At 71.7% G+C, this 22772-nt stretch carries 21 protein-coding genes; 10 read left to right on the top strand and 11 right to left on the bottom strand.

All coding sequences use genetic code 11. From position 1 onward, the window contains the following. Nucleotides 1-93 precede the first annotated feature (93 nt). The 8 genes from ACS5PV_RS19545 to ACS5PV_RS19510 all read left to right on the top strand — a co-directional run bounded on the left by ACS5PV_RS19545 (nt 94) and on the right by ACS5PV_RS19510 (nt 12723). On the top strand, nt 94-2565 hold the full coding sequence (locus ACS5PV_RS19545) for an ATP-binding protein (RefSeq protein WP_455397004.1): 2472 nt from the start codon (nt 94-96) through the stop codon (nt 2563-2565). A 205-nt stretch (nt 2566-2770) separates the two neighbouring features. After that, nucleotides 2771-4300, top strand: coding sequence for a tRNA (adenosine(37)-N6)-threonylcarbamoyltransferase complex ATPase subunit type 1 TsaE (gene tsaE, locus ACS5PV_RS19540; RefSeq protein WP_455397003.1), 1530 nt, complete (start codon nt 2771-2773; stop codon nt 4298-4300). A gap of 16 nt (nt 4301-4316) precedes the next feature. Beyond that, nucleotides 4317-5060 carry a nucleotidyltransferase family protein gene (locus ACS5PV_RS19535; RefSeq protein ID WP_455397002.1) on the top strand — a complete coding sequence of 248 codons (744 nt, stop codon included), beginning with the start codon at nt 4317-4319 and terminating at the stop codon, nt 5058-5060. A 158-nt stretch (nt 5061-5218) separates the two neighbouring features. Then, on the top strand, nt 5219-5716 hold the full coding sequence (locus ACS5PV_RS19530; RefSeq protein WP_455397001.1) for a GNAT family N-acetyltransferase: 498 nt from the start codon (nt 5219-5221) through the stop codon (nt 5714-5716). Then, nucleotides 5713-8847, top strand: coding sequence for a double-strand break repair protein AddB (gene addB / locus ACS5PV_RS19525; RefSeq protein ID WP_455397000.1), 3135 nt, complete (start codon nt 5713-5715; stop codon nt 8845-8847). The genes ACS5PV_RS19530 and addB overlap by 4 nt, the downstream gene beginning before the upstream one ends. A 304-nt stretch (nt 8848-9151) precedes the next feature. After that, nucleotides 9152-10084, top strand: coding sequence for an outer membrane protein (locus ACS5PV_RS19520; protein ID WP_455396999.1), 933 nt, complete (start codon nt 9152-9154; stop codon nt 10082-10084). An 82-nt stretch (nt 10085-10166) separates the two neighbouring features. Beyond that, a complete protein-coding gene (locus ACS5PV_RS19515; RefSeq protein ID WP_455396998.1) occupies nt 10167-10937 on the top strand; it encodes a glucose 1-dehydrogenase in 771 nt (256 codons plus the stop codon). Between the two features lie 109 nt (nt 10938-11046). Further along, nucleotides 11047-12723, top strand: coding sequence for an acyl-CoA dehydrogenase family protein (locus tag ACS5PV_RS19510; protein ID WP_455396997.1), 1677 nt, complete (start codon nt 11047-11049; stop codon nt 12721-12723). An 80-nt stretch (nt 12724-12803) separates the two neighbouring features. Here the strand turns inward: ACS5PV_RS19510 and ACS5PV_RS19505 are convergent, their stop codons facing one another. Continuing rightward, the gene (locus tag ACS5PV_RS19505) at nt 12804-12983 is read right to left on the bottom strand and encodes a hypothetical protein (RefSeq protein ID WP_455396996.1); all 180 of its coding nucleotides are present in this window, start codon (nt 12981-12983) and stop codon (nt 12804-12806) included. Between the two features lie 147 nt (nt 12984-13130). On the opposite strand from ACS5PV_RS19505, the gene ACS5PV_RS19500 reads away from it, so the two are divergent. Next, the gene (locus ACS5PV_RS19500) at nt 13131-14381 is read left to right on the top strand and encodes a glycosyltransferase family 4 protein (protein ID WP_455396995.1); all 1251 of its coding nucleotides are present in this window, start codon (nt 13131-13133) and stop codon (nt 14379-14381) included. Between the two features lie 34 nt (nt 14382-14415). Then, entirely contained in the window at nt 14416-15873 is a 1458-nt protein-coding gene (locus tag ACS5PV_RS19495) for a DegQ family serine endoprotease (RefSeq protein WP_455396994.1), read from the top strand. A 263-nt stretch (nt 15874-16136) separates the two neighbouring features. Here ACS5PV_RS19495 and ACS5PV_RS19490 read toward each other — a convergent pair whose 3' ends face one another. From ACS5PV_RS19490 to flaF, 10 genes are all read right to left on the bottom strand, one after another. After that, nucleotides 16137-16583 (bottom strand): hypothetical protein, encoded by a 447-nt coding sequence (locus tag ACS5PV_RS19490; RefSeq protein ID WP_455396993.1) that lies wholly within the window; start codon nt 16581-16583, stop codon nt 16137-16139. Next, nucleotides 16580-16915 carry a flagellar protein FlgN gene (locus tag ACS5PV_RS19485; protein ID WP_455396992.1) on the bottom strand — a complete coding sequence of 112 codons (336 nt, stop codon included), beginning with the start codon at nt 16913-16915 and terminating at the stop codon, nt 16580-16582. The genes ACS5PV_RS19490 and ACS5PV_RS19485 overlap by 4 nt, the downstream gene beginning before the upstream one ends. Before the next feature lie 5 nt (nt 16916-16920). Next, nucleotides 16921-17394: a rod-binding protein gene (locus tag ACS5PV_RS19480; protein WP_455396991.1), complete on the bottom strand. Its 474-nt coding sequence runs from the start codon at nt 17392-17394 to the stop codon at nt 16921-16923. 132 nt (nt 17395-17526) lie between these two features. Beyond that, a complete protein-coding gene (locus ACS5PV_RS19475) occupies nt 17527-17937 on the bottom strand; it encodes a hypothetical protein (RefSeq protein ID WP_455396990.1) in 411 nt (136 codons plus the stop codon). Further along, a complete protein-coding gene (gene fliR, locus ACS5PV_RS19470) occupies nt 17937-18692 on the bottom strand; it encodes a flagellar biosynthesis protein FliR (RefSeq protein WP_455396989.1) in 756 nt (251 codons plus the stop codon). Before fliR ends, ACS5PV_RS19475 begins: the two co-directional genes overlap by 1 nt. Next, nucleotides 18689-20776: a flagellar biosynthesis protein FlhA gene (flhA, locus tag ACS5PV_RS19465; protein WP_455396988.1), complete on the bottom strand. Its 2088-nt coding sequence runs from the start codon at nt 20774-20776 to the stop codon at nt 18689-18691. The genes fliR and flhA overlap by 4 nt, the downstream gene beginning before the upstream one ends. A 323-nt stretch (nt 20777-21099) precedes the next feature. Further along, a complete protein-coding gene (locus ACS5PV_RS19460; protein WP_109958366.1) occupies nt 21100-21366 on the bottom strand; it encodes a flagellar biosynthetic protein FliQ in 267 nt (88 codons plus the stop codon). Between the two features lie 39 nt (nt 21367-21405). Further along, nucleotides 21406-21834 (bottom strand): flagellar hook assembly protein FlgD, encoded by a 429-nt coding sequence (gene flgD / locus ACS5PV_RS19455; RefSeq protein ID WP_455396987.1) that lies wholly within the window; start codon nt 21832-21834, stop codon nt 21406-21408. A gap of 2 nt (nt 21835-21836) precedes the next feature. After that, on the bottom strand, nt 21837-22376 hold the full coding sequence (gene flbT / locus ACS5PV_RS19450; RefSeq protein ID WP_455397096.1) for a flagellar biosynthesis repressor FlbT: 540 nt from the start codon (nt 22374-22376) through the stop codon (nt 21837-21839). An 8-nt stretch (nt 22377-22384) separates the two neighbouring features. After that, on the bottom strand, nt 22385-22732 hold the full coding sequence (gene flaF / locus ACS5PV_RS19445; protein WP_455396986.1) for a flagellar biosynthesis regulator FlaF: 348 nt from the start codon (nt 22730-22732) through the stop codon (nt 22385-22387). Between the last annotated feature and the right edge of the window lie 40 nt (nt 22733-22772).

Here is a 22772-nt window from a genome sequence, read left to right as displayed (position 1 = left end):
TTTTCGCGTTCATCGTGGCGTAGCGTTCAGGTCGTGGGGCGTACCGGTCCGGTCGAGGGCCGGTGCGCCGGTTCGCGTGGAGACGGACGGATCATGGGGGTTGGACGTACGCCGCGACGGCTCGGCGGCCGCGCGGGCGCCGGCGTATTGGGCGGCGCACTCGGTCTCGCGGCCGCCGCCCAGGCGGCGGAAACGGCCCCGGGGCTGCACGCGCACAACGCCGTCGGCTTCGCGGTGCTGATCGGCCTGACGATCTTCGCCACGATCCTGTCGCTGCTCTACCTGCGCGAGCGCGCCCGCTGGGTCCGGCGCGAGCACACGCTGACCGCGGAACTCGCCGAACTGCGCGGCGCCCACGACCGGGCCGACCTGCTGCTCGGCTCCGAGTCGCAGGTCGTCGTCACCTGGGACACCCGCGGCGAGCCGCTGGTCGAGGGGGACGTCGGCATCACCGCGGAAGGCTCCCGGCCGGGTTCGGTCCGCCGGGTCCTCGCCTTCGGTTCCTGGCTCGTGCCCGCCGACGCCGCGGCGCTCGACGCCGCGGTCGAGGCGTTGCGCGGGCGCGGCGAGCGCTTCCGCCGCACCGTGCACACGCTCCAGGGCCGCACCATCGAGGCGCAAGGGCAGGCGGTCGGCGGCCAGGCGCTGTTGCGCCTGCGCGAGCTCACCGGCGAGCGCCAGGAACTGGTCGAGCTGCGCTCGACCCTCGACGAGACCCGCCACGGCCTCTCGGCGCTGTCGGGCCTCCTCGACGCGATCCCGCAGCCGGTCTGGCGCCGGGGCCGCGACGGGCGGCTGGCCTGGGCCAACGCCGCCTACGCCGCCGCGGCGGAAGCGGGCGACGCCGCCCGCGCGGTGCGCGAGGGCGCCGAACTCCTGGAGCGCACCGCCCGCGACGAGGCCGAGCGCCAACGGACCCGGGGCGCCAGCGGTCCGTTGCGGGTCTCGGCGGTGGTGGCGGGGGCGCGCCGCATCCTCGACGTCACCGAGGTCGCGACCGAGGCCGGGACCGTCGGCATCGCGGTCGACGTCTCGGAGCTGGAGAGCGTGCGCGCCGACCTCCAGCGGCAGATGGACGCCAACGTCCGCACCCTCGACCAGCTGCCCACCGCCGTCGCGATGTTCGACGCGCGCCAGCGGCTGATCTTCCACAACGCCGCCTACCGCCAGCTCTGGGACCTCGATCCCGCCTTCCTGGAGGGCCGGCCCCTCGACGGCGAGATCCTCGACACCCTGCGCAACGCCCGGAAACTGCCCGAACAGGCGGATTTCCGCAGCTGGAAGGGCGGGGTGCTCGCTGCCTACCGGGCGGCGGAGGCGCAGGAGACCTGGTGGCACCTGCCCGACGGGCGAACCCTGCGCGTGCTGGCGGACCCGAACCCGCAAGGGGGGCTCACCTACCTGTTCGAGGACGTGTCCGAGCGGGTCCACCTCGAATCGCGCTACAACGTGCTGATGCAGGTGCAGAGCGAGACGCTCGACACCCTGCGCGAGCCGGTGGCGGTGTTCGGCACGGACGGGCGGCTCAAGTTCGCCAACCGCGCCTTCGCGCAGGTCTGGCGCATCGGCCCCGAGATGCTGGAGGTCCAGCCCCACATCGACCAGGTGATCTCGGTCTGCCGCACCTTGAGCCCGGCCGAGGAGCCGTGGACGCAGATCCGCGAGGCGGTGACCGGCGTGGTGGATGCCCGCCGCGGCCTCGCCTGCCGGCTGGCCCTCGCCGACGGCACCATGCTCGACTGCGCCGCCGAGCCGCTGCCCGACGGCGCGACGCTGCTCACCCACATCGACGTGACGGCGAGCGTGAACGTCGAGCGGGCGCTGACCGACAAGAACGAGGCCCTGGAGCGCACGACGCGGCTGCGCGACGAGTTCGTGCACCACGTCTCCTACGAGCTGCGCTCGCCGCTCACCAACATCATCGGCTTCACCGAGCTCCTCGGCGACGAGACCGTCGGCGCCCTCAACCCGCGCCAGCGCGAATACGCCGACCACATCATGCGCTCCTCGGCGGCGCTCCTCGTCATCATCAACGACATCCTCGACCTCGCCTCGATCGATGCCGGCTCGATGGAGCTGACCCGCGAGCGGGTCGACGTGCAGACCACCATCGCGGCGGCGGTGCGCGGCATCGGCGACCGGCTGGCCGAGGCCGACATCGCCCTCGTCCTCGACGTGCCGGCCGACATCGGCAGCTTCGTCGCCGACGGCAAGCGCATCCGCCAGATCCTGTTCAACCTGCTCTCCAATGCGGTCGGCTTCTCGACCCCGGGCCAGCAGGTCCGGGTCTGCGCCCGCAAGGACGGCGAGAGCCTGGTGCTGGAGGTGATCGACCAGGGCCGCGGCATGCCGCCCGAGGTGATGGCGCGGGTGTTCGAGCGCTTCGAGAGCCATACGCTCGGCACCCGCCACCGCGGCGTGGGCCTGGGGCTGTCGATCGTGCGCTCCTTCGTCGAGCTGCATGGCGGGCACATCGACATCGCGTCCTCGCCGGGCGCCGGCACCCGGGTCACCTGCACCTTCCCGGTCGGCGACGGCGAGGCCCATCTGGCGGCGGCCGAGTAGCCGGCAGGGCGGCCGCCGCGACATTTGGGTTGGTGCCGGCGGGTGACGGCTCTAAGAAATTCCGGCACCCTGGGCCCGTCGAGCGGGACGCGGCGTCGCACGATCCCCGGGACGGCCGGGAAAGGTTAAGGTTCATCGGCTATCACCGGGCCTCGATGCCCGCGACGGGCCCGTGAGCGAGGATGGCGGAGTGGACCAGGAGGGCATGGCCGAGCGCACACCCTGGGAGATCGTGCTGCCGGACGAGAGCGCGACCGAGGATCTCGGCCGCTTCCTCGCCGAGATCCTGCGGCCCGGGGACCTGGTGGCGCTCTCCGGCGGGCTCGGCGGCGGCAAGACGACGCTGGCGCGCGCCATCATCCGCGAGATCGTCGGCGATCCCGACCTCGAAGTGCCGAGCCCGACCTTCACGCTCGTCCAGCCCTACGAGAGCAGGGGCGGGCAGGCGGTCGTCCACGCCGACCTCTACCGGCTGCGCGGGCCGGACGAACTGGTCGAGCTCGGCTTCGACGAGATGACCGAGCGGGCGATCGCGCTCGTCGAGTGGCCCGACCGGCTGCCGCCGCGCCACGGCCCGACGCTCGCCATCGACCTCTCCCTCAAGCCCGAATTCGGCGACGACGCGCGGCTCGCCCGCCTGATCGGCGGCGGGGGCCTCGGCGGCCGGCTGATGCGGGCGCGGGCCTTGCGCGTGCTCCTCGACCGCTCCGGCTGGGGCGAGGCCGAGCGCACCCACATGCAGGGCGACGCGTCGAGCCGCTCCTACGAGCGCCTGGTGAACCCGGACGGCGCGAAGGCCGTCCTGATGATTTCGCCGCCCAAGGCCGACGGGCCGCCGGTGCGCGACGGCAAGCCCTACAGCGCCATCGTCCACCTCGCCGAGAGCGTGCACGCCTTCGTGGCGATGGATCGCGGCCTGCGGGCGCTGGGTCTCAGCGCGCCGAAGATCCTCGGCGAGGACCTGGAGGCGGGGCTCCTGCTCCTCGAAGACCTCGGCTCCGAGCCGGTCGTCGACCAGAACGGCCCACGGCCCGAGCGCTACGCGGAAGCCGTGAAGGTGCTGGCGCGCCTGCACGGCACGGCCCTGCCCGGCGTGCTGCCGGTGGCCGACGGCCGCGACCACGTGCTTCCGCCCTACGACCGCGAGGCGCTGCTGTTCGAGGCCGAGCTCCTGCCCGAATGGTATGCGCCCTTCGTCGCCAACACGCCGCTGGCACCGGACGCCAAGGCCTCCTTCGTCGCCGCCTGGAGCGAGGCGCTGGAGGGACTGGAATCCGAGGCCCGGACCTGGACCCTGCGCGACTACCACTCGCCCAACCTGATCTGGCTTCCCGAGCGCGACGGGATCGAGCGGATCGGCGTGATCGACTTCCAGGACGCGGTGCTCGGCCACCCGGCCTACGATGTCGCCTCCCTGCTCCAGGACGCTCGGGTCGATGCCAGCGCCGAGTTCGAGCTGCGCCTGCTCGGCCTCTATGCCCGCGAGCGCCGTCTGCGCGACGCCGAGTTCGACATGCAGGGCTTCGCCCGCGCCTACGCGGTGCTGGCGGCCCAGCGCGCCACCAAGATCCTGGGCATCTTCGCCCGCCTCGATCGGCGCGACGGCAAGCCGGGCTACCTCGCCCACCTGCCGCGCATCGAGGGCTACCTCGCCCGCAACCTCGCTCACCCGGCGCTCGCCGGCGTGCGCGCCTGGTACGCCGCGCACCTGCCGCGCCTCTGCCCCGAACCCTGACGAAACCCTTCCCGCGATGACCGACACACCTGCCCCCGCCGTGACGCGCGCCTTCGTGCTGGCCGCGGGCCTCGGCAAGCGCATGCGCCCAATCACCGCCACCACTCCGAAGCCCCTGGTCGAGGTCGCCGGCAAGTCGCTGGTCGACTACGCCCTCGACCGGATCGCCGAGGCCGGCATCCCGGAGGCGGTGGTCAACGTGCACTACCTCGCCGACCTGATGGAGGCGCACCTGGTGCGCCGGCGCTCGGGGCCGCGCATCACCATCTCGGACGAGCGCGACCGGCTGCTTGAGACCGGCGGCGGGGTGAAGAAGGCGCTCCCGCTCCTGGGCCCTGCGCCGTTCATGGTGCTGAACTCCGATTCGTTCTGGCTCGAGGGACCGCAGCCGAACCTGCGCCGGCTCGTCGCCGCCTGGGAGCCGGAGCGGATGGACATGCTGCTGCTGCTGGCCTCGGCCGCCACCAGCCTCGGCTATGACGGTCCGGGCGACTTCCACATGGACAAAGAGGGGCGCCTGACCCGCCGGGCCGAGCGCGAGGTCTCGCCCTTCGTCTATGCGGGCGTCGCGATCGTGAAGCCGGAGCTGTTCTCCGACACGCCCGAGGGGTCGTTCTCCCTCAATTTGCTGTTCGACCGCTCGATCGCGGCGGAGCGCCTGTTCGGGCTGCGGCTCGACGGGCAGTGGCTCCATGTCGGCACGCCCGAGGCCCTGCGCGACGCCGAGGAGCGGGTGAAGGCGAGCGCGACGCAGCCCTGAGATCAATTTTGCCTGGCTCGACCCCGTTGATTTGAAGCACACCTCCCCTCTCCCACACCTTGCAGCGATACCGGGCAAGGATCACTCGGCAAGCCCGGCATCGCCTGGAGAGGGGATCCCGCGATTCGCTTCTCCAGGACAGGCCACACGGATTGCTCATGACGTCTGGATTCGTGATTGGTCCATTGCAGGATCTCGACCCGGTCCTGACGCTCAACACCGCCCACGCCGCCGAGACCTCGCACCTCGACGAAGCGGCGCTCCGCGCCCTCGTCGACCAATCCTTCCTCGCCGCCGCCGTCACCGGCCCCGACGGCTTGGCCGCCTTCCTGATCGCCCTCGACCAGAACGCCGATTACGCCAGCCCCAATTTTCGCTGGTTCCAGGCCCGCTACCCGCGCTTCGTCTACGTCGACCGGATCGTCACCGCGCCGGCGCATCGCGGCCGCGGGCTGGCGCGGGCGCTCTACGCGGACCTGTTCGCCCGCGCCGGGGCCGCGGGGCACGGGCGAGTCGCCTGCGAGGTTAACCGCGTGCCGCCGAACCCGGGCTCCGACGCCTTCCACGCCGCCCTCGGCTTCCACGAGGTCGGCGCGGCCGAGATCCATGGCGGCGTAAAGACCGTGCGCTACCTCCTGCGCGAGGTCGCCCTTTGAGCGAGGGACGCGTCTTCACCATCGCGCCGGGCTCGCGCTTCCTCGATACCCTGGCCGAGGGGCTGCTCTCCGGCCGTCTGGTCGGGGACCTGGCCGAGGGGCCGTTCGGCCTCGCCGCCGTCACCCTGTACCTGCCGACCCGCCGCGCCGCCCGGGCGCTCGCCGCGATCCTGGCGAGGGAGTGCGGCCCGGCGGCGCTCCTGCCGCGCATGGTCCCCCTCGGCGAGGCCGACGAGGCCGAGCTCGACCTGCTCGCCGCCCCCCCGGGGGAGCGCCGCGAGGAAATCCTGCGCCCGCCGATCCCGTCGCTGGAGCGCCGGCTGATCCTTGCCCGCCTCGTCCAGGCCTGGGCGGGCACCGTCGACCGCCAGCTGCTGCCGCTCGGCGACGATGTGCCGTTCCGGGTACCGTCCTCGCCCGCCGACGCGGTGGGCCTCGCCGCCGACCTCGAAGGGCTGATGGATACCCTCACCGTCGAGGGCCTGCCCTGGGACGACATCGCCGGCGCCGTCGAGGCCGAGCATTCGCGCTACTTCTCCCTCACCCTCGATTTCGTCCGCATCGCCGCCGAGCACTGGCCCAGGATCCTGGCCGATCGCGGCGTCAGCGACCCGACCGAACGCGGCCGCGCCCTCGTGCTGGCCGAGGCCGCGCGGCTCGCCCGCGAGCGTCCGGCCGGCCCGGTGATCGTCGCCGGCTCGACCGGCTCGGTGCCGGCCACCGCCCGGCTGATCGCCGCCATCGCCAACCTGCCCCGCGGCGCCGTGGTGCTGCCGGGCCTCGACCGCGACCTCGACCCGGCGGGCTGGACCGCCATCGATCCGGCCGGCGACGGCGAGGCGGCGGCGCACGCCCACCCGCAGGCGGTGCTCCACCGCCTGATGGGCCGGGACTTCCTCGCCCTCGATCGGGCGGCGGTGATCCCGCTCGGCACCCCCGATCCGGCCGCCGCGGCCCGGGCCGGGCTGATGTCGCAGGTCCTGCGCCCGGCCGAGACCACCGATGCCTGGGCCGACCTCGATCCGGCCCGCCGTGAACAGCTCGCCCGCGAGGGGACCGCCGGGATCCGGGTGGTCGAGGCCGCCGACGAGCGCGAGGAGGCGCTCGCCATCGCGGTCGCCCTGCGCGAGGCGCTGGAGGAGCCCGGCCGCACCGCGGCCCTCATCACCCCCGACCGCGCGCTCGCGCTCCGGGTCGCGGCCGAGCTCAAGCGCTGGGGTATCGTCGCCGACGATTCCGCCGGCGAGCCCCTGGCGCGCAGCCCGGCCGGGCGCCTAGCGCGGCTCGCCGCCGACGTCGCGGCGCTCGACGCCAAGCCCGAGCGGGTGCTGGCGCTCCTCGCCCATCCGCTGGTGCGCCTCGGCCTGACGCGGCCCGAGATCGAGCGGGCGGCGAGCGCGCTCGAGATCGGGGTCTTGCGCGGCCCGGCCCCGGCCAAGGGCTTTGCCGGCATCGAGGAGGCCCTGCACCTCGCCCGGACCGAGGAGCGGCCGCACGATCCCCGCCCGCGCCGGCGCCTGACGCCAGAGGACTGGGAGGCGGCCGACGCGCTGCTCTTGCGCCTCTCGGTCGCCTTCCGGGATTTCTGCGCGGACGAGGACGACGCTCCCGACGACCTGATCGCCATCGCACGCCGCCACCGCGCCACCTGCGACCTCCTGATGGAGGGCCCCGAGGACGAGGGGATCGAGGAGGCCGACGCCTCGGTGACGGTGCTCGACGCGCTGTTCGACGACATGGAGCTGGCCGAGCCGGGCCTGCTCGCCGGCCGCTTCTCGGACTACCCCGCCTTCTTCACCGCGCTCGCTCGCGAGCGGGTGGTGTCGCGGCGCAACCTCGATCCGCATCCGCGCCTGCGCATCCTCGGCCTCCTGGAGGCGCGGCTTCTCTCCGTCGACCGGGTGGTACTCGGCGGGCTCGACGAGGGCGTGTGGCCGCCCAAGGCCGAGACCGACGCCTTCCTCAACAGGCCGATGCGCCATCGCGTCGGCCTGCCCTCGCCGGAGCGGCGGCTCGGCCAGACCGCGCACGACTTCGTCCAGGCGCTCGGCTGCCCCGACGCGATCGTCACCCGGGCGCACAAGCGCGAGGGCGCGCCGACGGTGCCGTCGCGCTTCCTGCAACGGCTGCGCGCATTCGCGGGCGAGGCGGTGTGGGCGGGCCTCGTCCGGGGCGGGCAGCGCGTCCGGGCGCTCGCCGCCGCGCTCGATGCCGGCACGGGGCCGCTGCCGCCGCGCCTGCGCCGCCCGGCGCCCCGACCCGACCCGGCGCTGTTTCCGCGCTCGCTCAGCGTCACCGAGATCGAGACCCTGGTGCGGGATCCCTACGGGATCTTCGCCCGCCACGTGCTCGGCCTCGACGCCCTCGAGCCGGTGGCGGTGCAGCCGAGCGCCAGCGACCGCGGCACCATCGTGCACGGCGTGCTCGGCGGCTTCGCCGAGCGGTTTCCCGAGGGCTTGCCGGCCCCCGACGAGGCCGGGGAGGTTCTCTACGCGCTCGCCGCCGACGCCTTCGCGCCGATCTCGGATGCCTATCCGGAGCTCTACGCCGAGTGGTGGCCGCGCTTCGTGCGGCTGGCCGAGGCCTTCCTCGCCTGGGAGGCCGAGCGCCGCCCGGGGATCCGGCGCGTGCACGCGGAATCCGGCGGGCGCTGGACGCTCGACATCCCGGGCGGGCACGTCCTCACCCTGCGCGCCCGGGCCGACCGGATCGAGACGTTTCGCGACGGCAGCCACACCATCATCGACTTCAAGACCGGCCAGCCGCCGAGCGCCCGCGAGGTCTTCGCCGGCTTCTCGCCCCAGCTGACCCTGGAGGCGGCGATGCTCCGGGCCGGCGCCTTCCGGGGCCTCGAACCGGCGCGCGAGACGCCCGATCTCCTTTATATCCGCGCCGGCGGTGGCAAGGTGCCGCTCGACCCGGTGCCGCTGAAAGCTCCGCGGGGCGACGGGCGGACGCTCCCCGACCTGGTCGAGGCCCACGTCGCGGGCCTGCGCCAACTCGTCGGCGCCTTCATGGCGGGCGAAGCCTCCTACCTGTCGCGGCCCTACCCGAAATACGCCAAGGCGTATTCCGACTACGACCACCTGGCGCGGGTCCGGGAATGGTCGCTGGTCGAGGGGGAGGAGTGAGACCAGAGGGCGTTGGAAACGACCTTTGGTTCCGTTCCCGAATTGTCGCCAAGCCTTCGGCGTGGTGTCGAAAATTCGAGCTGGGTCAGCGGCCCGGTGCGTCAGCATCTTGGGCCGTCGGTACGAGGTGGGCCCAGCCCGTCTCGCACGTATCGGAGCACGAAACCGATCGTCCGACGCCCGCCGCTCTTGACCCGCCGCAAGATCTCGAAACGGCTCGTAACCCATATTTAAGGTTACCGACCCATTATTCTGCCAGCGGCACGGCAAGTTTTGCCGATCGACAAGCCGAGGGGCGGCCCAGATGCGTTTCGCGAGCTTTGGTTTTCTCGTCGGCGGTTGCCTGATCGGCTTGAGCGTCGCGACGACGATGACCGCGCAGGCCGCGGATCTCGATTTCGGCACCCTGCGCGGCAGCGAGTTCGAGCCGGCCGCAGCGCCGACACTCGACGTCTGGGACGGCATCTATGTCGGCGGCCATGGCGGCTGGTCGAGCGCGAGCTTCGGCTTCGGCAACGTCTTCCAGTCGACGGTCGCCCAGGCCCTGCGCGCCACCGCGATCGAATCCACCCTCAGCGCCTCGACCCTGCTGTACGCGCGGGATGCGCGGCGGGACGGGATGAGCTACGGCGCGTTCGCGGGCGTGAACTACCAGTTCGACGAGGCGGTGATCGGCGTCGAGGTCGACTACACCCATTCCGGCCTGCGGGGCCGCAGCAGCGACGCGATCGGACGCCAGAAGGTCGACGACGGCGGGTATCTCCGCGGGGCCGACCTCTCGGGCGACGCGACGACGCAGATCAAGGACTATGCCACCGTCCGGGCCCGCGTCGGCTACACGGTCGCCGGCTTCATGCCGTTCCTCACCGGCGGTTTCGCCATCGGCCGGGCCCAGATCGCCGAGACGGTGGCGGTGCGCGGCTTCGAGTACGACCAGGCGGCCTACCGCAGCAACCAGGCACTCACTCCGCCCGCGCAGCCGGTCTATGTCGGCAATTCCGGCTACAAGACCTTTTTGCAGAACAATCCGGGCGGCAGCGTCCTCGCCGCGCCGGACATCTTCACGCCGTCGAAGGAGAAGATCGTCGGCGGCATCTCGGCGGGCGCGGGCCTCGAATACGCCATCACCCCGAACCTGCTGCTGCGGGCGGAGTACCAGTACATCCTGTTCAACGACTTCGACGGCCACAAGCTGAACGTCAACACCGTCCGCGGCGGCGCGGCGGTGAAGTTCTGACAAATCGGGCTTGCGGGCGGGCCCCGGGCGCATCACCTTGGCCTGCCGCCCGGAAAGAGGCGGAGCGGGTGGGAGGATCCGGATGCAGCGTCTGGCCGGCAAGGTCGCCCTGGTCACGGGCGGCGCGCGGGGCATCGGCCTCGCGATCGCGCGGCGCTTCGCCCGCGAGGGCGCGGCGGCGGTGATCCTCGCCGATCGCGACGAGGCGGAGGCCGCGCGCGTCGCGCCGGAGAACCCGGCCTTCCATCCCTGCCACCTCGACGTCACGCAGGACGAGGACTGGGCCAGGGCCGTCGACGGCACGGTGGCGCGCCTCGGCGGCCTCGACGTGCTCGTCAACAATGCGGGCATCGCGGTCGTCGGCTCGATCGAGTCGGTCACCCTGGAGGACTGGCACCGGGTCCAGGCGGTCAACGTCGACGGCACCTTCCTCGGTTGCCGCCACGCCGTGCGGGCGATGAAGCCGCCGGCCGGCCGCGGCGGGGCGATCATCAACCTCTCGTCGGTCTCCGGCATCGTCGGCGGGCACAACCTCGCGGCCTATAACGCCTCGAAGGGGGCGGTGCGCCTTCTCACCAAGTCGGTCGCGTTGCACTGCGCGCGGCAGCGTTACGGGGTGCGCTGCAACTCGATCCACCCGGGCTTCACCGAGACCGACATGCTGCGCGATCTCGCCGCTGGCAGCCGCTACAGCCCGGAGGAGCTGCGCCAGCGCCTGCAGGCCTCGGTGCCGCTGGGCCGCAACGCCGCCGCCGAGGAGATCGCGGGGCTCGCCGCCTACCTCGCCTCGGACGAGGCCGGCTTCGTCACCGGGGCCGAGATGGTGATCGACGGCGGCGTCACGGCGCAATAATCGAGGCTCGGCAAAAAGTCGGATCCCAGCGGCAGGGTGGCCCCTCTACAGATCGGCGATTCGCCGCTATCTGTATGCGCCGCAGCAAAAACGACCGGAGACCTGCCCGATGTCCGCACAGGCCGCCCCCGCCCCGACCGACCTCGTCACCCTGGCGCAGGATGCCGGCCGCTCCGCCAAGGCGCTTGCCGCGGACGCCGCGCGCCGCGTGCGCGCCGGCCTGCTCGGGCCCGACGGCCGCCTCTCGGCCGAGCGCCTGGAGGCCGAGCAGCACGCCGCCCACGGGCTCGCCTGGCTCTCGACCTACGCCGAGGCGATCACCCAGCTCGGCAACTACGCCGCCCATCTCGCCGGCCAGGACCGCCTCGGCGAGACCGAGACGCTGCTCGTGCGCATCGGGCTCGGCGAGTACCTGGAGCAGCTGTTCGGCGGCATCCCGATGAGCCAGGGCGAGATGGTGCGCCCGACCTCGTCGCTCGGCCTCAAGGCGCAGGAGGTGGCCCGCCACCGCTCGGACGCCGTCGAGACCCTGATCGCGGAAGGCAACACCGCCCAGAACCGCGCCGCCCTGGTGCGGCTGATCCGCGAGGGCCAGGGCTCCGCCACCGTGGGCGACACCGGTCTCGACGAGGACATGGAGGCAATCCGCGCCGAGATGCGCCGCTTCGGCCAGGCCGAGGTCGCGCCCCACGCCCACGAATGGCACCAGGAGAACGCCTACATCCCGCTTGAGATCATCGCCCAGATGGCCGAGCTCGGCGTGTTCGGGCTGACCATCCCGGAAGAGTACGGCGGCATGGGCCTGCCGAAGATCTCGATGTGCGTGGTCTCGGAGGAACTGTCCCGCGCCTATATCGGCGTCGGCTCCCTCGGCACCCGCTCGGAGATCGCCGCCGAGCTGATCCTCGGCGGCGGTACCGAGGAGCAGAAGCAACGCTTCCTGCCGAAGATCGCCTCCGGCGACATCCTGCCGACGGCGGTGTTCACCGAGCCGAATACTGGCTCGGACCTCGCGTCCCTGCGCACCAAGGCGGTCAAGGACGGCGATACCTGGCGGATCACCGGCAACAAGACCTGGATCACCCACCCGGTCCGCGCCGACCTGATGACCGTGCTGGTGCGCACCAAGCCCGAGGAGCCGGGCCACAAGGGCCTGTCGCTGCTGCTCGGCGAGAAGCCCCGCGGCACCGACGAGAACCCGTTCCCGGTCGAGGGCCTGTCGGGCGGCGAGATCGAGGTGCTCGGCTATCGCGGCATGAAGGAGTACGAGCTCGCCTTCGACGGGTTCGCGGTGCCGGAGGGCAACCTCCTCGGCGGGGTCGAGGGCAAGGGCTTCGCCCAGCTGATGCAGACCTTCGAATCGGCCCGCATCCAGACCGCGGCCCGCGCCGTCGGCGTGGCGCAATCGGCCCTCGATGTCGGCCTGCGCTACGCCGAGGAGCGGGTGCAGTTCGGCAAGCCCCTGGTCTCGTTCCCGCGCGTCGCCGACAAGCTCGCCATGATGGCGGTCGAGATCGCGATCGCCCGCCAGCTCACCTACTTCGCCGCGCACCAGAAGGACGAGGGCAAGCGCTGCGACCTGGAGGCCGGCATGGCCAAGCTGCTGGCCGCCCGCGTCGCCTGGGCGGCGGCCGACAACGCGCTTCAGATCCACGGCGGCAACGGCTTCGCGCTGGAATACCCGGTGAGCCGCCTGCTCTGCGACGCCCGCATCCTCTCGATCTTCGAGGGCGCGGCGGAGATCCAGGCCCAGGTCATCGCCCGGCGGCTGCTCGAGGTGCAGTGAGCGGCGGGCTCTGACCGCGTCGGGGAACGTGGAACGGCGCGTGGGTCGAGCCCACGCGCCGTTCGTCTTCCGGTTGACCGTTATTTCGTGATCTTCACCGAGACAGGGTCGCTCGTCGGGAAGGTCTCCTCCAGCGCCTCGTCGAGGCGCTCGTTGAGCTTGCTCTGCTGGTTCTCCGGCCGCGCCTTGTCCTCGGGCGAGGCGCTGTCGCGGCGAAAACCGGCCTGGTCCTGGTTCGGGGTCTTGGTGTCGTTGGCCATCGGGGCCTTCCTCCGGCATGGCGTCCCGCGGAAGGGACGGACTGCCCGGCTAACGCGCAGGCGCCCGGCGTGTTGCGTCGGCGCGGCCGTTTAACCGGCCGGTGGCGCCGCGCGGCCTAGGATCGCCGCACGAGAAGGGCCCCGCCGATGCACGCCGCCATCCTGACGAATTTCGCCACGCCGAAGGGCGGCGCGGAGAAGGTCGCGATCGAATCCGCCCGCGGCCTCGCCGAGGCCGGCGTCGCCGTCACGCTGATCCACGGGGCCGACGGGCCGGCCGACCCGATGCTCGACCATCCGGGCATCCGCCGAGTGGGATTGGGCCTCACCGACGTGTGGGAGCGGCCGGCCTGGCGCGGCGCGGTCGAGGGAATCTGGAACCGCGAGGCGGCCCGGCGCCTCGACGCGGCTCTGGCGGCCCTGCCGGTGCGGCCCGACGTGCTGCACCTGCACCAATGGACCCGGGCGCTCTCGCCGGCGATCTTGCCCGTACTGGGGCGCACCGGGATCCCGATGGCGATCACGCTGCACGACTACTTCCTGGTCTGCCCGAACGGCGTCTACTACCGTTTCGACAAGGCCGAGCCCTGTGCGTTACGGCCGTTCTCGCCCTCCTGCCTCGCCGCACCCTGCGATCCGCAATCGCGGGTCCACAAGGCGGTGCGGGTGGCCCGCGCCCTGGCCCAGGTGGCGGCGATCGCGCGGTGCGTCCCATCCCTCGACCTCGTCCACGTCTCCGACGGCAGCCGGGCCCGGCTCGAACCGATGATGCGGGGCGCAGCCTTCCGCCACCACCGGATCGACAACCCGGTCCGGGTGGCGCGCGCCGCCCCGGCCGATCCGGCTTCGGGCGACGCGATCGCCTTCGTCGGCCGCTTCACCCGGGAAAAGGGGGCGGATCTGGTCGCGCAGGCGGCCCACCGGGCGGGCCTGCCGTCGCTGTTCGTCGGCGACGGGCCGCTCGCCGACGAATTGCGCTCCGTGCCGGGGGCCGAGGTGGTCGGCTGGCGCGCCCCGTCGGAGGTCGAGGCGCTGCTTCGCGCCCGGGCCCGGGCCGTGGCGGCGCCGGCGCGCTGGCTCGAGACCGGCCCGCTGACCGTCTACGAGGCGCTCGCCGCCGGCATCCCGGCGGTGGCCTCTCACCGGGCCGGCGCCGGCGAGAAGATCCGGGACCACGAGACCGGCTTCGTCACCGCTCTGGAGGTCGGAGCGCTCGCCGGGGTGTTCGGCCGGCTGCGGGACGACGCCCTGGTGCGCCGCCTCGGCCGGGCGGCGCATGCGCGCTACTGGGAGGCTCCGATGACCCTCGATGCCCACGCGCAGGCGCTGTGCGACCTCTATGCCCGGATGACGGCTGCGGCCGAGGCGCCATCTTTTCAGCGCAGTGCTGTCATGTGAGAGAGCACCCAGACCCGTAAGGAGCCGAATGCCGATGCGCCGCCCGACGACCTCCCTGCTGCTCGCCGCGCTCCTCCTCGGGGTCGCCCGCCCGGCGGCCGCGCAGGCCGAGTCGGTGCCGCCGTTCCGCGCGCTTCAGGACAACCGGGCCGTCCCCGAATCGAAGGCGCAGGTGCAGCTCTCCTTCGCGCCGCTGGTCAAGCGCGCGGCGCCCTCGGTGGTCAACGTCTACGGCACCCATGTCGAGAAGCGCTCCGCCAATCGCGGCGCGATGGACGAGTTCCTGCGCCGCTTCTTCGGCGATGCGAGCCCGAACCTGCCGCAGGAGCGGGCGCAGCGCTCGCTCGGCTCGGGGGTCATCGTCGACGCCTCGGGGCTGATCGTCACCAACAACCACGTCATCGAGAACATGAACGAGGTGAAGGTGGCGCTGAACGACCGGCGCGAGTTCGAGGCGCAGATCCTCCTGCGCGACCCCCGCACCGATCTCGCCATCCTGAAGATCAAGAGCCCGAGCGGCGGCCTCACGCCGATGGAGATCGGCGATTCCGAGCACCTGCAGGTCGGCGACTTCGTGATCGCGATCGGCAACCCGTTCGGCGTCGGCCAGACGGTCACGCAGGGCATCGTCTCGGCGCTTGCCCGCACCCAGGTCGGCTCGGCCGACTACCAGTTCTTCATCCAGACCGACGCGGCGATCAACCCGGGCAATTCGGGCGGCGCGCTCGTCGATCTCAACGGCGGTCTCGTCGGCATCAACACGGCGATCTACTCGCAGTCGGGCGGCAGCCACGGCATCGGCTTCGCCATCCCCGCCAGCATGGTCAAGGCGGTGGTGGAGACCGCCAAGGGCGGCGCCAAGACCGTGCGCCGGCCCTGGCTCGGCGCGCGCCTCCAGCACGTGACGCCGGACATCGCCGACAGCGTCGGCCTCGACCATCCGACCGGGGTGCTGGTCGCCTCGATGCAGGCCAAGAGCCCGGCCGAGGAGGCGGGCCTGAAGCGCGGCGACGTGATCCTGGCGGTGGACGGCCAGTCGGTCGACGACCCGGAGGCCTTCGGCTACCGCTTCGCGCTCAAGGGCATCAAGGGCGAGACCAAGCTCACGGTGCTGCGCGGCGCCACCCGCACCACGGTGCCGGTGCGCCTCGGCCCTGCGCCGGAGACGCGGCCGCGGGACACCCTGAAGGTGAAGACCCGCTCGCCCTTCCTCGGCGCCACCGCGGTCAACCTGTCGCCGGCGGTGGCCGAGGACCTGCAGCTCGACCTGCCGGCGCAATCGCAGGGCGATGGCGTGATCATCGCCGAGGTCGAGAGCGGCACCTTCGCCAACCAGGCCGGCCTGCAGAAGGGCGACCTCGTGGTGGCGGTGAACGGCGCTCCCGTCGCCACGACCAAGGACCTGGAGCGCATGACCCGCACTCCCGCCCCGATGTGGGAGGTGACGATCAGCCGGGGCGGGCAGCAGCTGACCTCGGTGTTCAGGGGGTAGAGGGCCGCTGCCGGCGCCGCCGCATCATCAGTAAGGTAATCCCGGTCCCGCGATATGACATCCTCCGCGTCATCCCGGGGCCGCGAAAGCGGAACCCGGGATCCACAACCGCTGACGATTGAGGAAGATGAGGAACGTCGGTCGCCTCGTCCGGCACCGTCAGCGGATATGGATCCCGGGTTCTCGCCTTCGGCGAGCCCCGGGATGACGTTGAGAGGTGTAGATGGCTTGCGCGACCTCTGTTGTTCGCTCCAGCAATCCGTCTACGACCGCACTTCCCGCTTCGCGACAAAATTGATCTCGTCCACCAGCACGTCCTTGACGACGTCGCCGCCCAGACGCTCGTTCACCTTCGCCCGCACCTCGGCCAGCCGCTTGGTGATGTCGTACTTCGCCAGTTTGCGGAAATCGAGGGCCTGGTCGCCGTAGATCTGGCGGAAGGCTTCGTCGACCACGAAGGCGTTGGGCGGCACCGGAAGGGTGTGCATCAGCTTGGCGTCTGCCGTGAAGACCAGGACGGCGATGACGTAGCCCTGCACCCGCCCGTCGGCGATCATCGGGATGTTGATCGGCGCGAGCTTCTGGTACTGCAAGCCTTCGAGATACGGCTCGGTCTTCTTCGAGAAGATGCCGCCGCCGAAGGTCACCGCGCCGTAGCACGAGGCGATGGTGACGGCGCAGATCCACAGGCCGGTGATGAGGATCTTCATGACCGCAGGCTCGTGCGCGCCGAGTAGGTGCCGTCGGAATCGGCGGCGAGGGCGGCTTGCGCCAGGGTGTCGTCGATCTCCTCCAGCGCCCGCAGGTGCAGGGCGACGACCTGCTGGTTGCGGGTGAGCTTGTCGCGCAGGCGCGCGAGGTGGATCGCCACGGTGGTGTCGAGCGCCGCGACGTCGAGGCCGCGGGTGAGGCGGGTGAGTTCGAGCAGCCCCTGGCTCTTGCGGCGGTTGAGCCCGTCGAGGTCGGCAGGGGCGTTCGCCTCCAGCACCTCGGTCTCCTCCTCGACGACGGCTTCGAGCCGCTTGATGCAGGCGAGCAGCATGGCGGTCACACCTTGGCCGCGGGATTGGCGGCGTCCGCCGGCGCGGCGGCCGGGGTCGCCGGGTGGGCATTGTTCAGCATCTTGGCGATGCCGATGCCGCCGGCCTTGGCGATCTGGGTGCCGATCTGCTCGGCCAGCATCGACTTCCAGATGCCGCCGGCATTGCCCTTGCCGTACACGGTCTCGGACTTCTCCGGCATCATCGCCTCGACGAATTGCTGGAGCACCAGCCCCTCGAACTTCTTGTAGGGGTCGCTGCCGGCGCCGGTGAGCGCGGTCTGGTTCTGCAAGGTCATCAGGGCGCCGCGGGCATCGAGCGGCATGTGGGTCGAGAGCCCGACGTCGCGCGCCGCGTCGGCGAAGGCGGTGGCCCCGGCGCTGCCCGGCTGCGACAGCTTGGCGGCGGCCTCCTGGAACCGCGTCGGATCGGCGGCCCGGGCCACGTCGAGCACGATGTCGGAGGGCGGGGAGATGCTCATCGGGGCTCAAGTCCGGATAATCTGGTGAACGAGGTCTGAGTGCACCTCACGAAACTCCCGCTGCGCTGGCGCCGCCACATCGAGCGACGCCGGTGACCGGGAGTTTCGTGAGAGACACTTAGCGCCCCTGGCTTACGGGAGGCTTGCGTCGGGACGTGCGGGGCGGGCGGCGAGGCCGTCGAGGCGCTCCAGGTCGTCGCGCTTGTCCGCCTCGCGGCGGTGATCGTCGGCCCGCCGCTCGGCCAGCGCCTCGGCGCGCTTCTGGGCGAGACCCCGCTCGCGCACCGCGTCGGCCTGCGCCGCCGCCTCGGCCTCGATCGCGGTCGCCTGGGCGGCGAGCCCGCGCAGGCGCCTGGCGGTGGCCTCCAGCAGCATCGGGCCGTGGTCGGAGGAGGCGAGCGCCGCGAGGAGCCGCGCCCGGTCGGCCTCGATCGCGGCGGCGCGCGTGCGGGTCGCGGCGAGCTCGATCTCCGCCACCCGGCGCATCTGCTCCTGCACGGTGACGAGGCGCTGCGCGCGCCGCAGCCGGTCGCCGGTCGCCATCAGCCGCGCTGGAGCCAGGTCGCGTAGCCGAGGAGGAACTGCGTCATGAACTCGCCCGCGAGATAGTAGAGCATCAGGAGACCGCCGAACATCACGAACGGCGTGGCGACGAAGTAGACCGGGATCGTCGGCGTGAGCTTGTTGACGAAGCCCGCCGCCAGGTTGACCAGGATCGCGTAGATGATGAATGGCGCGGTGATGCGCAGGCCCAGCATGAAGGCGCCGGCGACCTGGTCGACGATCCGGGTCAGCATCAGCTGGCTGCCGAAGCCCTCGCCGGGCGGGATGCGGGCGTAGGATTCGACGAGGCCGCGAAACAGCTCCCAGTGCAGGTCGGCGGCGAAGAGGAGCGCGGTCGCGGTGAGCAGGATCAGCCCCTCGACCGCCGGGACCGGGTCGGTGCCCTCGACCGGCGAGCCCGGCATGCCGCCGAAGCCCACCATGGTCGAGGTCGCGTTCATCACGGTCTCCAGCACCAGGATGAAGACCCGGCCGAGGAAGCCGATCATCAGCCCGGTCAGGGTCTCGGTGGCGATCCAGACGAGCGTCTGGGTCGGGACCTGGCCGGCGAGCCGCGGCTCGAATTGCGGCACGATCAGGGGGGCGATGGCAAGGGAGACGGCGCCGGCGATGAGGAGGCGGACCTGCTGCGGCACCCGCGGGCTGGAGAAGCCCGGCACGACGAGCAGGCAGCCGCCGACGCGGCAGAAGATCAGGAAGACGGCGAGGAAGCTGTCCGGCCCGATCTTCGTCACGAGACGGTGCCCAGCGACTTGATCTCGACGCCCCGGGCGATCTCGAGGTGCGAGAGCACCGGCAGGGTCGGGAAGATCCGCTCGATGATCATCCGCACGTAGGGCCGCGCGTCAGGCGCGGTGACGAGGGCAAAGCCGTGCACCTCGCGCATCCGCGAGCGGATCGCATCCGAGGCCTCGGTGCCGAACTGCTCGACGAGGCGCGGGTCGATGTCGAACTCCACCACCTCGCCCTTGGCGTCGCGCTTCAGGCTCTGGTGGAACGACAGGTCCCAGCTGGCGCCCAGCCGCAGCACGTTGAGCACGCCGTTCTCGGCGAGGTCGCCGCAGATCTGCTGCGCCATGCGCATCCGCACGTGCTCGGCGATCTGCTCGGCGCGGCGCGCGTGCGGGGTGATCTCGGCCACCGCCTCCAGGATCAGGTGCAGGTTGCGGATCGAGACCCGCTCGGCGAGCAGGAGCTTCAGCACCGCCTGGAGGCCGGAATAGGAGATCTGCGACGGGCAGATCTCGTCGAGCAGGCGCTTGTACTCGGGATCGAGGCGATCGAGCAGGCCGCGCATGTCCTTGTAGGACAGGAATTGCGGCAGGTTGTTGCGGATCACCTCGGAGAGGTGGGTGAGCAGCACCGAGGCGCTGTCGATCGGCTCGAAGCCGCCGCGGCGCACTTCCGCGGTGTAGGAATCCATCACCCAGAGCGCCTTGAGGCCGAAGGCGGGCTCGCGCACCTCGTCGCTCGGCACGTCGGGCTTCGGCCCGTCTCCGACCACCACCAGCATCTCGCCGGGGCGGATCTCCTGGGACGCCGCCACGGTGCCGTGGATCAGGATCTGGTAGCCCTTCGGCGGCAGGGCGAGGTTGTCCGAGACCTTGATGTCCGGCACCACGAAGCCGTACTGGCGGGCGAACTTGCGCCGCATCTTCGCGACCCGGTGGCCGAGCTCGGCTTGGCTAGCCTGGATCTGCGAGGCGGCCTGGCGGCCGAGGCAGAGCTCGATCTCCGGGGTCTTGAGCGATTCCTTGACCGAGTCCTTCTCCTTGGTCTCGGCCTGCTTCGCCGCCTCCTCGGCCTTGGCCTTGGCTTCCGTGGCCGCCGCCTTGGCCTGGAGGCGCTTCGGGATGGTGCGGGCGACGAAGAACAGCAGCCCGCTCAAGGCGATGAAGGGCAGGAAGGGCAGGCCCGGCACGAGGGCGAACACGCCCATCATCGCCGCCGCCACGATCAGCGCCCGGGGATAGGCGCCGAGCTGGCCGATCACCGCCTGCTCGGCGGTGCCCTGCGTGCCGCCCTTCGAGACCAGCAGGCCGGCGGCGAGGGAGACGATGAGCGCCGGGATCTGCGAGACGAGGCCGTCGCCGACCGAGAGCTTGGTGAAGATGTCGGCGGCGGTGCCGAGCGGCAGGCCGTGCCGCGTGGTGCCGATGATGATGCCGCCGAAGACGTTGACCGCGATGATGATGAGCGAGGCCACCGCCTCGCCGCGCACGAACTTCGAGGCACCGTCCATCGAGCCGAAGAAGGCACTCTCCTCCTCTAGTTCGCGGCGGCGGCGCTGCGCCTCCTTGTCGTCGATCAGCCCGGCATTGAGATCGGCGTCGATCGCCATCTGCTTGCCGGGGATCGCGTCGAGGGTGAAGCGGGCGCCCACTTCCGCGATGCGGGTCGCGCCCTTGGTGATGACGAGGAAGTTGACGGTGATCAGGATCAGGAACACCACGATCCCGATCACGAAGTCGCCGCTCATCACGAACTGCGAGAAGCCCTGGATGACGTGGCCGGCGGCGTCCACGCCCTTCTGGCCGTTGGCCAGGATCAGGCGGGTCGTCGCGATGCCGAGCGCCAGGCGCAGCAGCGTCGCGATCAGCAGGACGGTCGGGAAGGACGAGAACTCGAGCGGCTTCTGGATCCAGAGCGCCACCATCAGTATCAGCACCGAGAGCGCGATCGAGAAGGCGAGCCCGACATCGATGAGCACCGCCGGCACCGGCAGGAACAGCACCGCCAGGATCGCCACGATGCCGGCCGCGAAGCCGAAATCCCGCCGCGACTTGCGCTCGACTGCCAGCGCCGCGCCCACCGCCATGACCCCACCACCCTCCGCGGATTGTCGCGGATGGGTGTGCCACGGCTAGCTTGCGCGGGGGTTGGGCTCCGAGAGCACCATCCGATCGCGTTGCAACACGGTACACGGTACCGTCAGATACGGCACCGAGGGGTCCACGATCCGTCGCAAGCCGCCGTCCCTGTCCGGGCCCGGAACGGGACGGCTTACGCTGAGGCGGTGGCCTCTCGGCGTCGGAGCCTCCGGTGTCGTGTGCCTTGGCGACGCAGTCGGACGTTTCTCCAGGTCATCGATTCTGCCGAATTTTCCACGACGGATCGGTATCCGCGACGTCGGAAAGTGCTTCAGAACCCCGTCGCGATCCGCCCGTAGGCGGCCTCCGCGAAGGCGTGGATCTGCCCGCCGACGAAGGTGCCGGTGACGAGGAGGACGAGCAGGATCACCACGATCTTCGGCACGAAGGTCAGGGTGACCTCCTGGATCTGGGTGAGCGCCTGCAACAGGGCCACCGCGATGCCGACCAGCATCGCGGCGCCGACCGCGGGACCCGCGGCGACGATCACCGTCCAGATCGCGGCGCGGACGAGTTCGAGGGCGTCGACCTCGTTCATGAACAATCTCCGAAGCGCCGGATGCCCGACGCAAGCACCTTACTGGATGGTGACGCCGGAGGTCAGCAGCACGTCCTGGCCGCTGGTCAGCCGCGCGAGCGCCCCGTCGGACGTCACCCGCACCGACTGCACGGTGCCGGTCTGGGTGCCGTCGGCCGAGGTCAGGGTGCGGCCGATCACCGTGTCGGCCTGGTCGAGGAAGCTCGAGGCGAGCAGCGAATCGAGCTTGGTATTGGTCTTCGTCGCCTGCTCGACCTGCGAGAAGGTAGCGAGCTGGCCGACATACTCGGTCGAGTCCATCGGCTTCGTCGGATCCTGGTTCTTCAGCTGCGCCATCAGCAGCGTCAGGAAGGTGTCCGAGTTCATCGAGGCGGCAAACGAGCTGCCGGCCTTGGCGGCCGCGGCCGTGGCGGTGCTTGAGGCGGAAGCGGCGCCCGCGGTGGCGCTGGTGGTGCTGTCGACGGTCATGGTCAGGCCTCCGGCTCTCGGGCGGGCAGGGCGGGGGATGCGGTGCGCCGGATCACCGCCGGGGGCCGCATGGCGGCGCGCTCGCGCGGCCGATCGGGCACGCGGGGGCGCCGGGCGAGCGCGGTCAGACCCGGGCCCGGCGCGGGTGCGGGGGACGCCGCCCCGGCGGTCATCAGGGCGGCCTCCAGGGGGTAGAGCCCGCGGATCAGCTTCAAGGCCTCGAAGAGGCGGCCGTTCTCGATCAGCCCGTGGGCGGCCGCGAGCCCGTCGCGCAGGGCCGCCTCGCCGGTCGTCGCCAGGAGGCCGTCGCGCAGGCCGTCGTAGAGCTCCCGCGCCGCCGCGGCCCGGCCGGGATCGATCAGCATGGTCTGGGCGGCGAAGTAGAGCTGGCGCAACGGCGTCGTCGCGTCCTCGGCCTGGAGTACGTGGCTCTCGAGCAGGAAGGTCGCGTCGTTCAGGAGCTCCACGGCGACCTTCCGGTCGACTCGCAGCACGGCGCCGTTGATGTAGATCCGCTCCCCGGCGCGCAGCGACAGGCGCATGGGGCGGCTCACCGGAGACCGTCGCGGATCGAGGTGTTCACCTCGATCAGCGCGGCGAGGCTGCGCTCGGGGAAGGCCAGCACGGCGCCGGCCTCCTGCATGGTCCAGGCGCCGATCGACACGAGGTCGTCGCGCAAGGCCGCCGGCAGGGCGTTGTCGGGCGCCAAGAGGTCGGCGATCAGCACGTTCCACAGATTCTGCACGAAGCCGACCGCGGCGGTCCGCTCCGGTCCGGCGAGGCCGCGGGCCTCGACGTCGCGCAGGAGCGCGAGCGCCCGGTCGAAGGCGGCGCGCTCGCGCTCGCGGCCGACCTCGGGCGCGTCCTCCAGGATCTCGGAATAGGAAAAGCGGTACATCGAGCCGATGCCTCGTCGGTCTGGTGTCTGCGCGTATGGA

Source organism: Methylobacterium sp. Gmos1 (assembly GCF_053764715.1).
The sequence above is the reverse complement of the archived record's forward strand: the minus strand, read 5'-3'. Positions and strand labels throughout refer to the sequence as shown.

Excerpts from the sequence above, each read along its gene's own strand:
- tsaE (WP_455397003.1), top strand. The coding sequence starts at position 2,771 with ATGGCCGAGCGCACACCCTGGGAGATCGTGCTGCCGGACGAGAGCGCG.
- flaF (WP_455396986.1), bottom strand. The coding sequence starts at position 22,732 with ATGTACCGCTTTTCCTATTCCGAGATCCTGGAGGACGCGCCCGAGGTC.
- ACS5PV_RS19480 (WP_455396991.1), bottom strand. The coding sequence starts at position 17,394 with ATGAGCATCTCCCCGCCCTCCGACATCGTGCTCGACGTGGCCCGGGCC.
- flgD (WP_455396987.1), bottom strand. The coding sequence starts at position 21,834 with ATGACCGTCGACAGCACCACCAGCGCCACCGCGGGCGCCGCTTCCGCC.
- ACS5PV_RS19485 (WP_455396992.1), bottom strand. The coding sequence starts at position 16,915 with ATGCTGCTCGCCTGCATCAAGCGGCTCGAAGCCGTCGTCGAGGAGGAG.
- ACS5PV_RS19530 (WP_455397001.1), top strand. The coding sequence starts at position 5,219 with ATGACGTCTGGATTCGTGATTGGTCCATTGCAGGATCTCGACCCGGTC.
- ACS5PV_RS19510 (WP_455396997.1), top strand. The coding sequence starts at position 11,047 with ATGTCCGCACAGGCCGCCCCCGCCCCGACCGACCTCGTCACCCTGGCG.
- ACS5PV_RS19460 (WP_109958366.1), bottom strand. The coding sequence starts at position 21,366 with ATGAACGAGGTCGACGCCCTCGAACTCGTCCGCGCCGCGATCTGGACG.
- ACS5PV_RS19505 (WP_455396996.1), bottom strand. The coding sequence starts at position 12,983 with ATGGCCAACGACACCAAGACCCCGAACCAGGACCAGGCCGGTTTTCGC.
- ACS5PV_RS19515 (WP_455396998.1), top strand. The coding sequence starts at position 10,167 with ATGCAGCGTCTGGCCGGCAAGGTCGCCCTGGTCACGGGCGGCGCGCGG.
- ACS5PV_RS19490 (WP_455396993.1), bottom strand. The coding sequence starts at position 16,583 with ATGAAGATCCTCATCACCGGCCTGTGGATCTGCGCCGTCACCATCGCC.
- ACS5PV_RS19475 (WP_455396990.1), bottom strand. The coding sequence starts at position 17,937 with ATGGCGACCGGCGACCGGCTGCGGCGCGCGCAGCGCCTCGTCACCGTG.
- ACS5PV_RS19545 (WP_455397004.1), top strand. The coding sequence starts at position 94 with ATGGGGGTTGGACGTACGCCGCGACGGCTCGGCGGCCGCGCGGGCGCC.
- flbT (WP_455397096.1), bottom strand. The coding sequence starts at position 22,376 with ATGCGCCTGTCGCTGCGCGCCGGGGAGCGGATCTACATCAACGGCGCC.
- ACS5PV_RS19500 (WP_455396995.1), top strand. The coding sequence starts at position 13,131 with ATGCACGCCGCCATCCTGACGAATTTCGCCACGCCGAAGGGCGGCGCG.
- flhA (WP_455396988.1), bottom strand. The coding sequence starts at position 20,776 with ATGGCGGTGGGCGCGGCGCTGGCAGTCGAGCGCAAGTCGCGGCGGGAT.
- ACS5PV_RS19535 (WP_455397002.1), top strand. The coding sequence starts at position 4,317 with ATGACCGACACACCTGCCCCCGCCGTGACGCGCGCCTTCGTGCTGGCC.
- ACS5PV_RS19495 (WP_455396994.1), top strand. The coding sequence starts at position 14,416 with ATGCGCCGCCCGACGACCTCCCTGCTGCTCGCCGCGCTCCTCCTCGGG.
- ACS5PV_RS19520 (WP_455396999.1), top strand. The coding sequence starts at position 9,152 with ATGCGTTTCGCGAGCTTTGGTTTTCTCGTCGGCGGTTGCCTGATCGGC.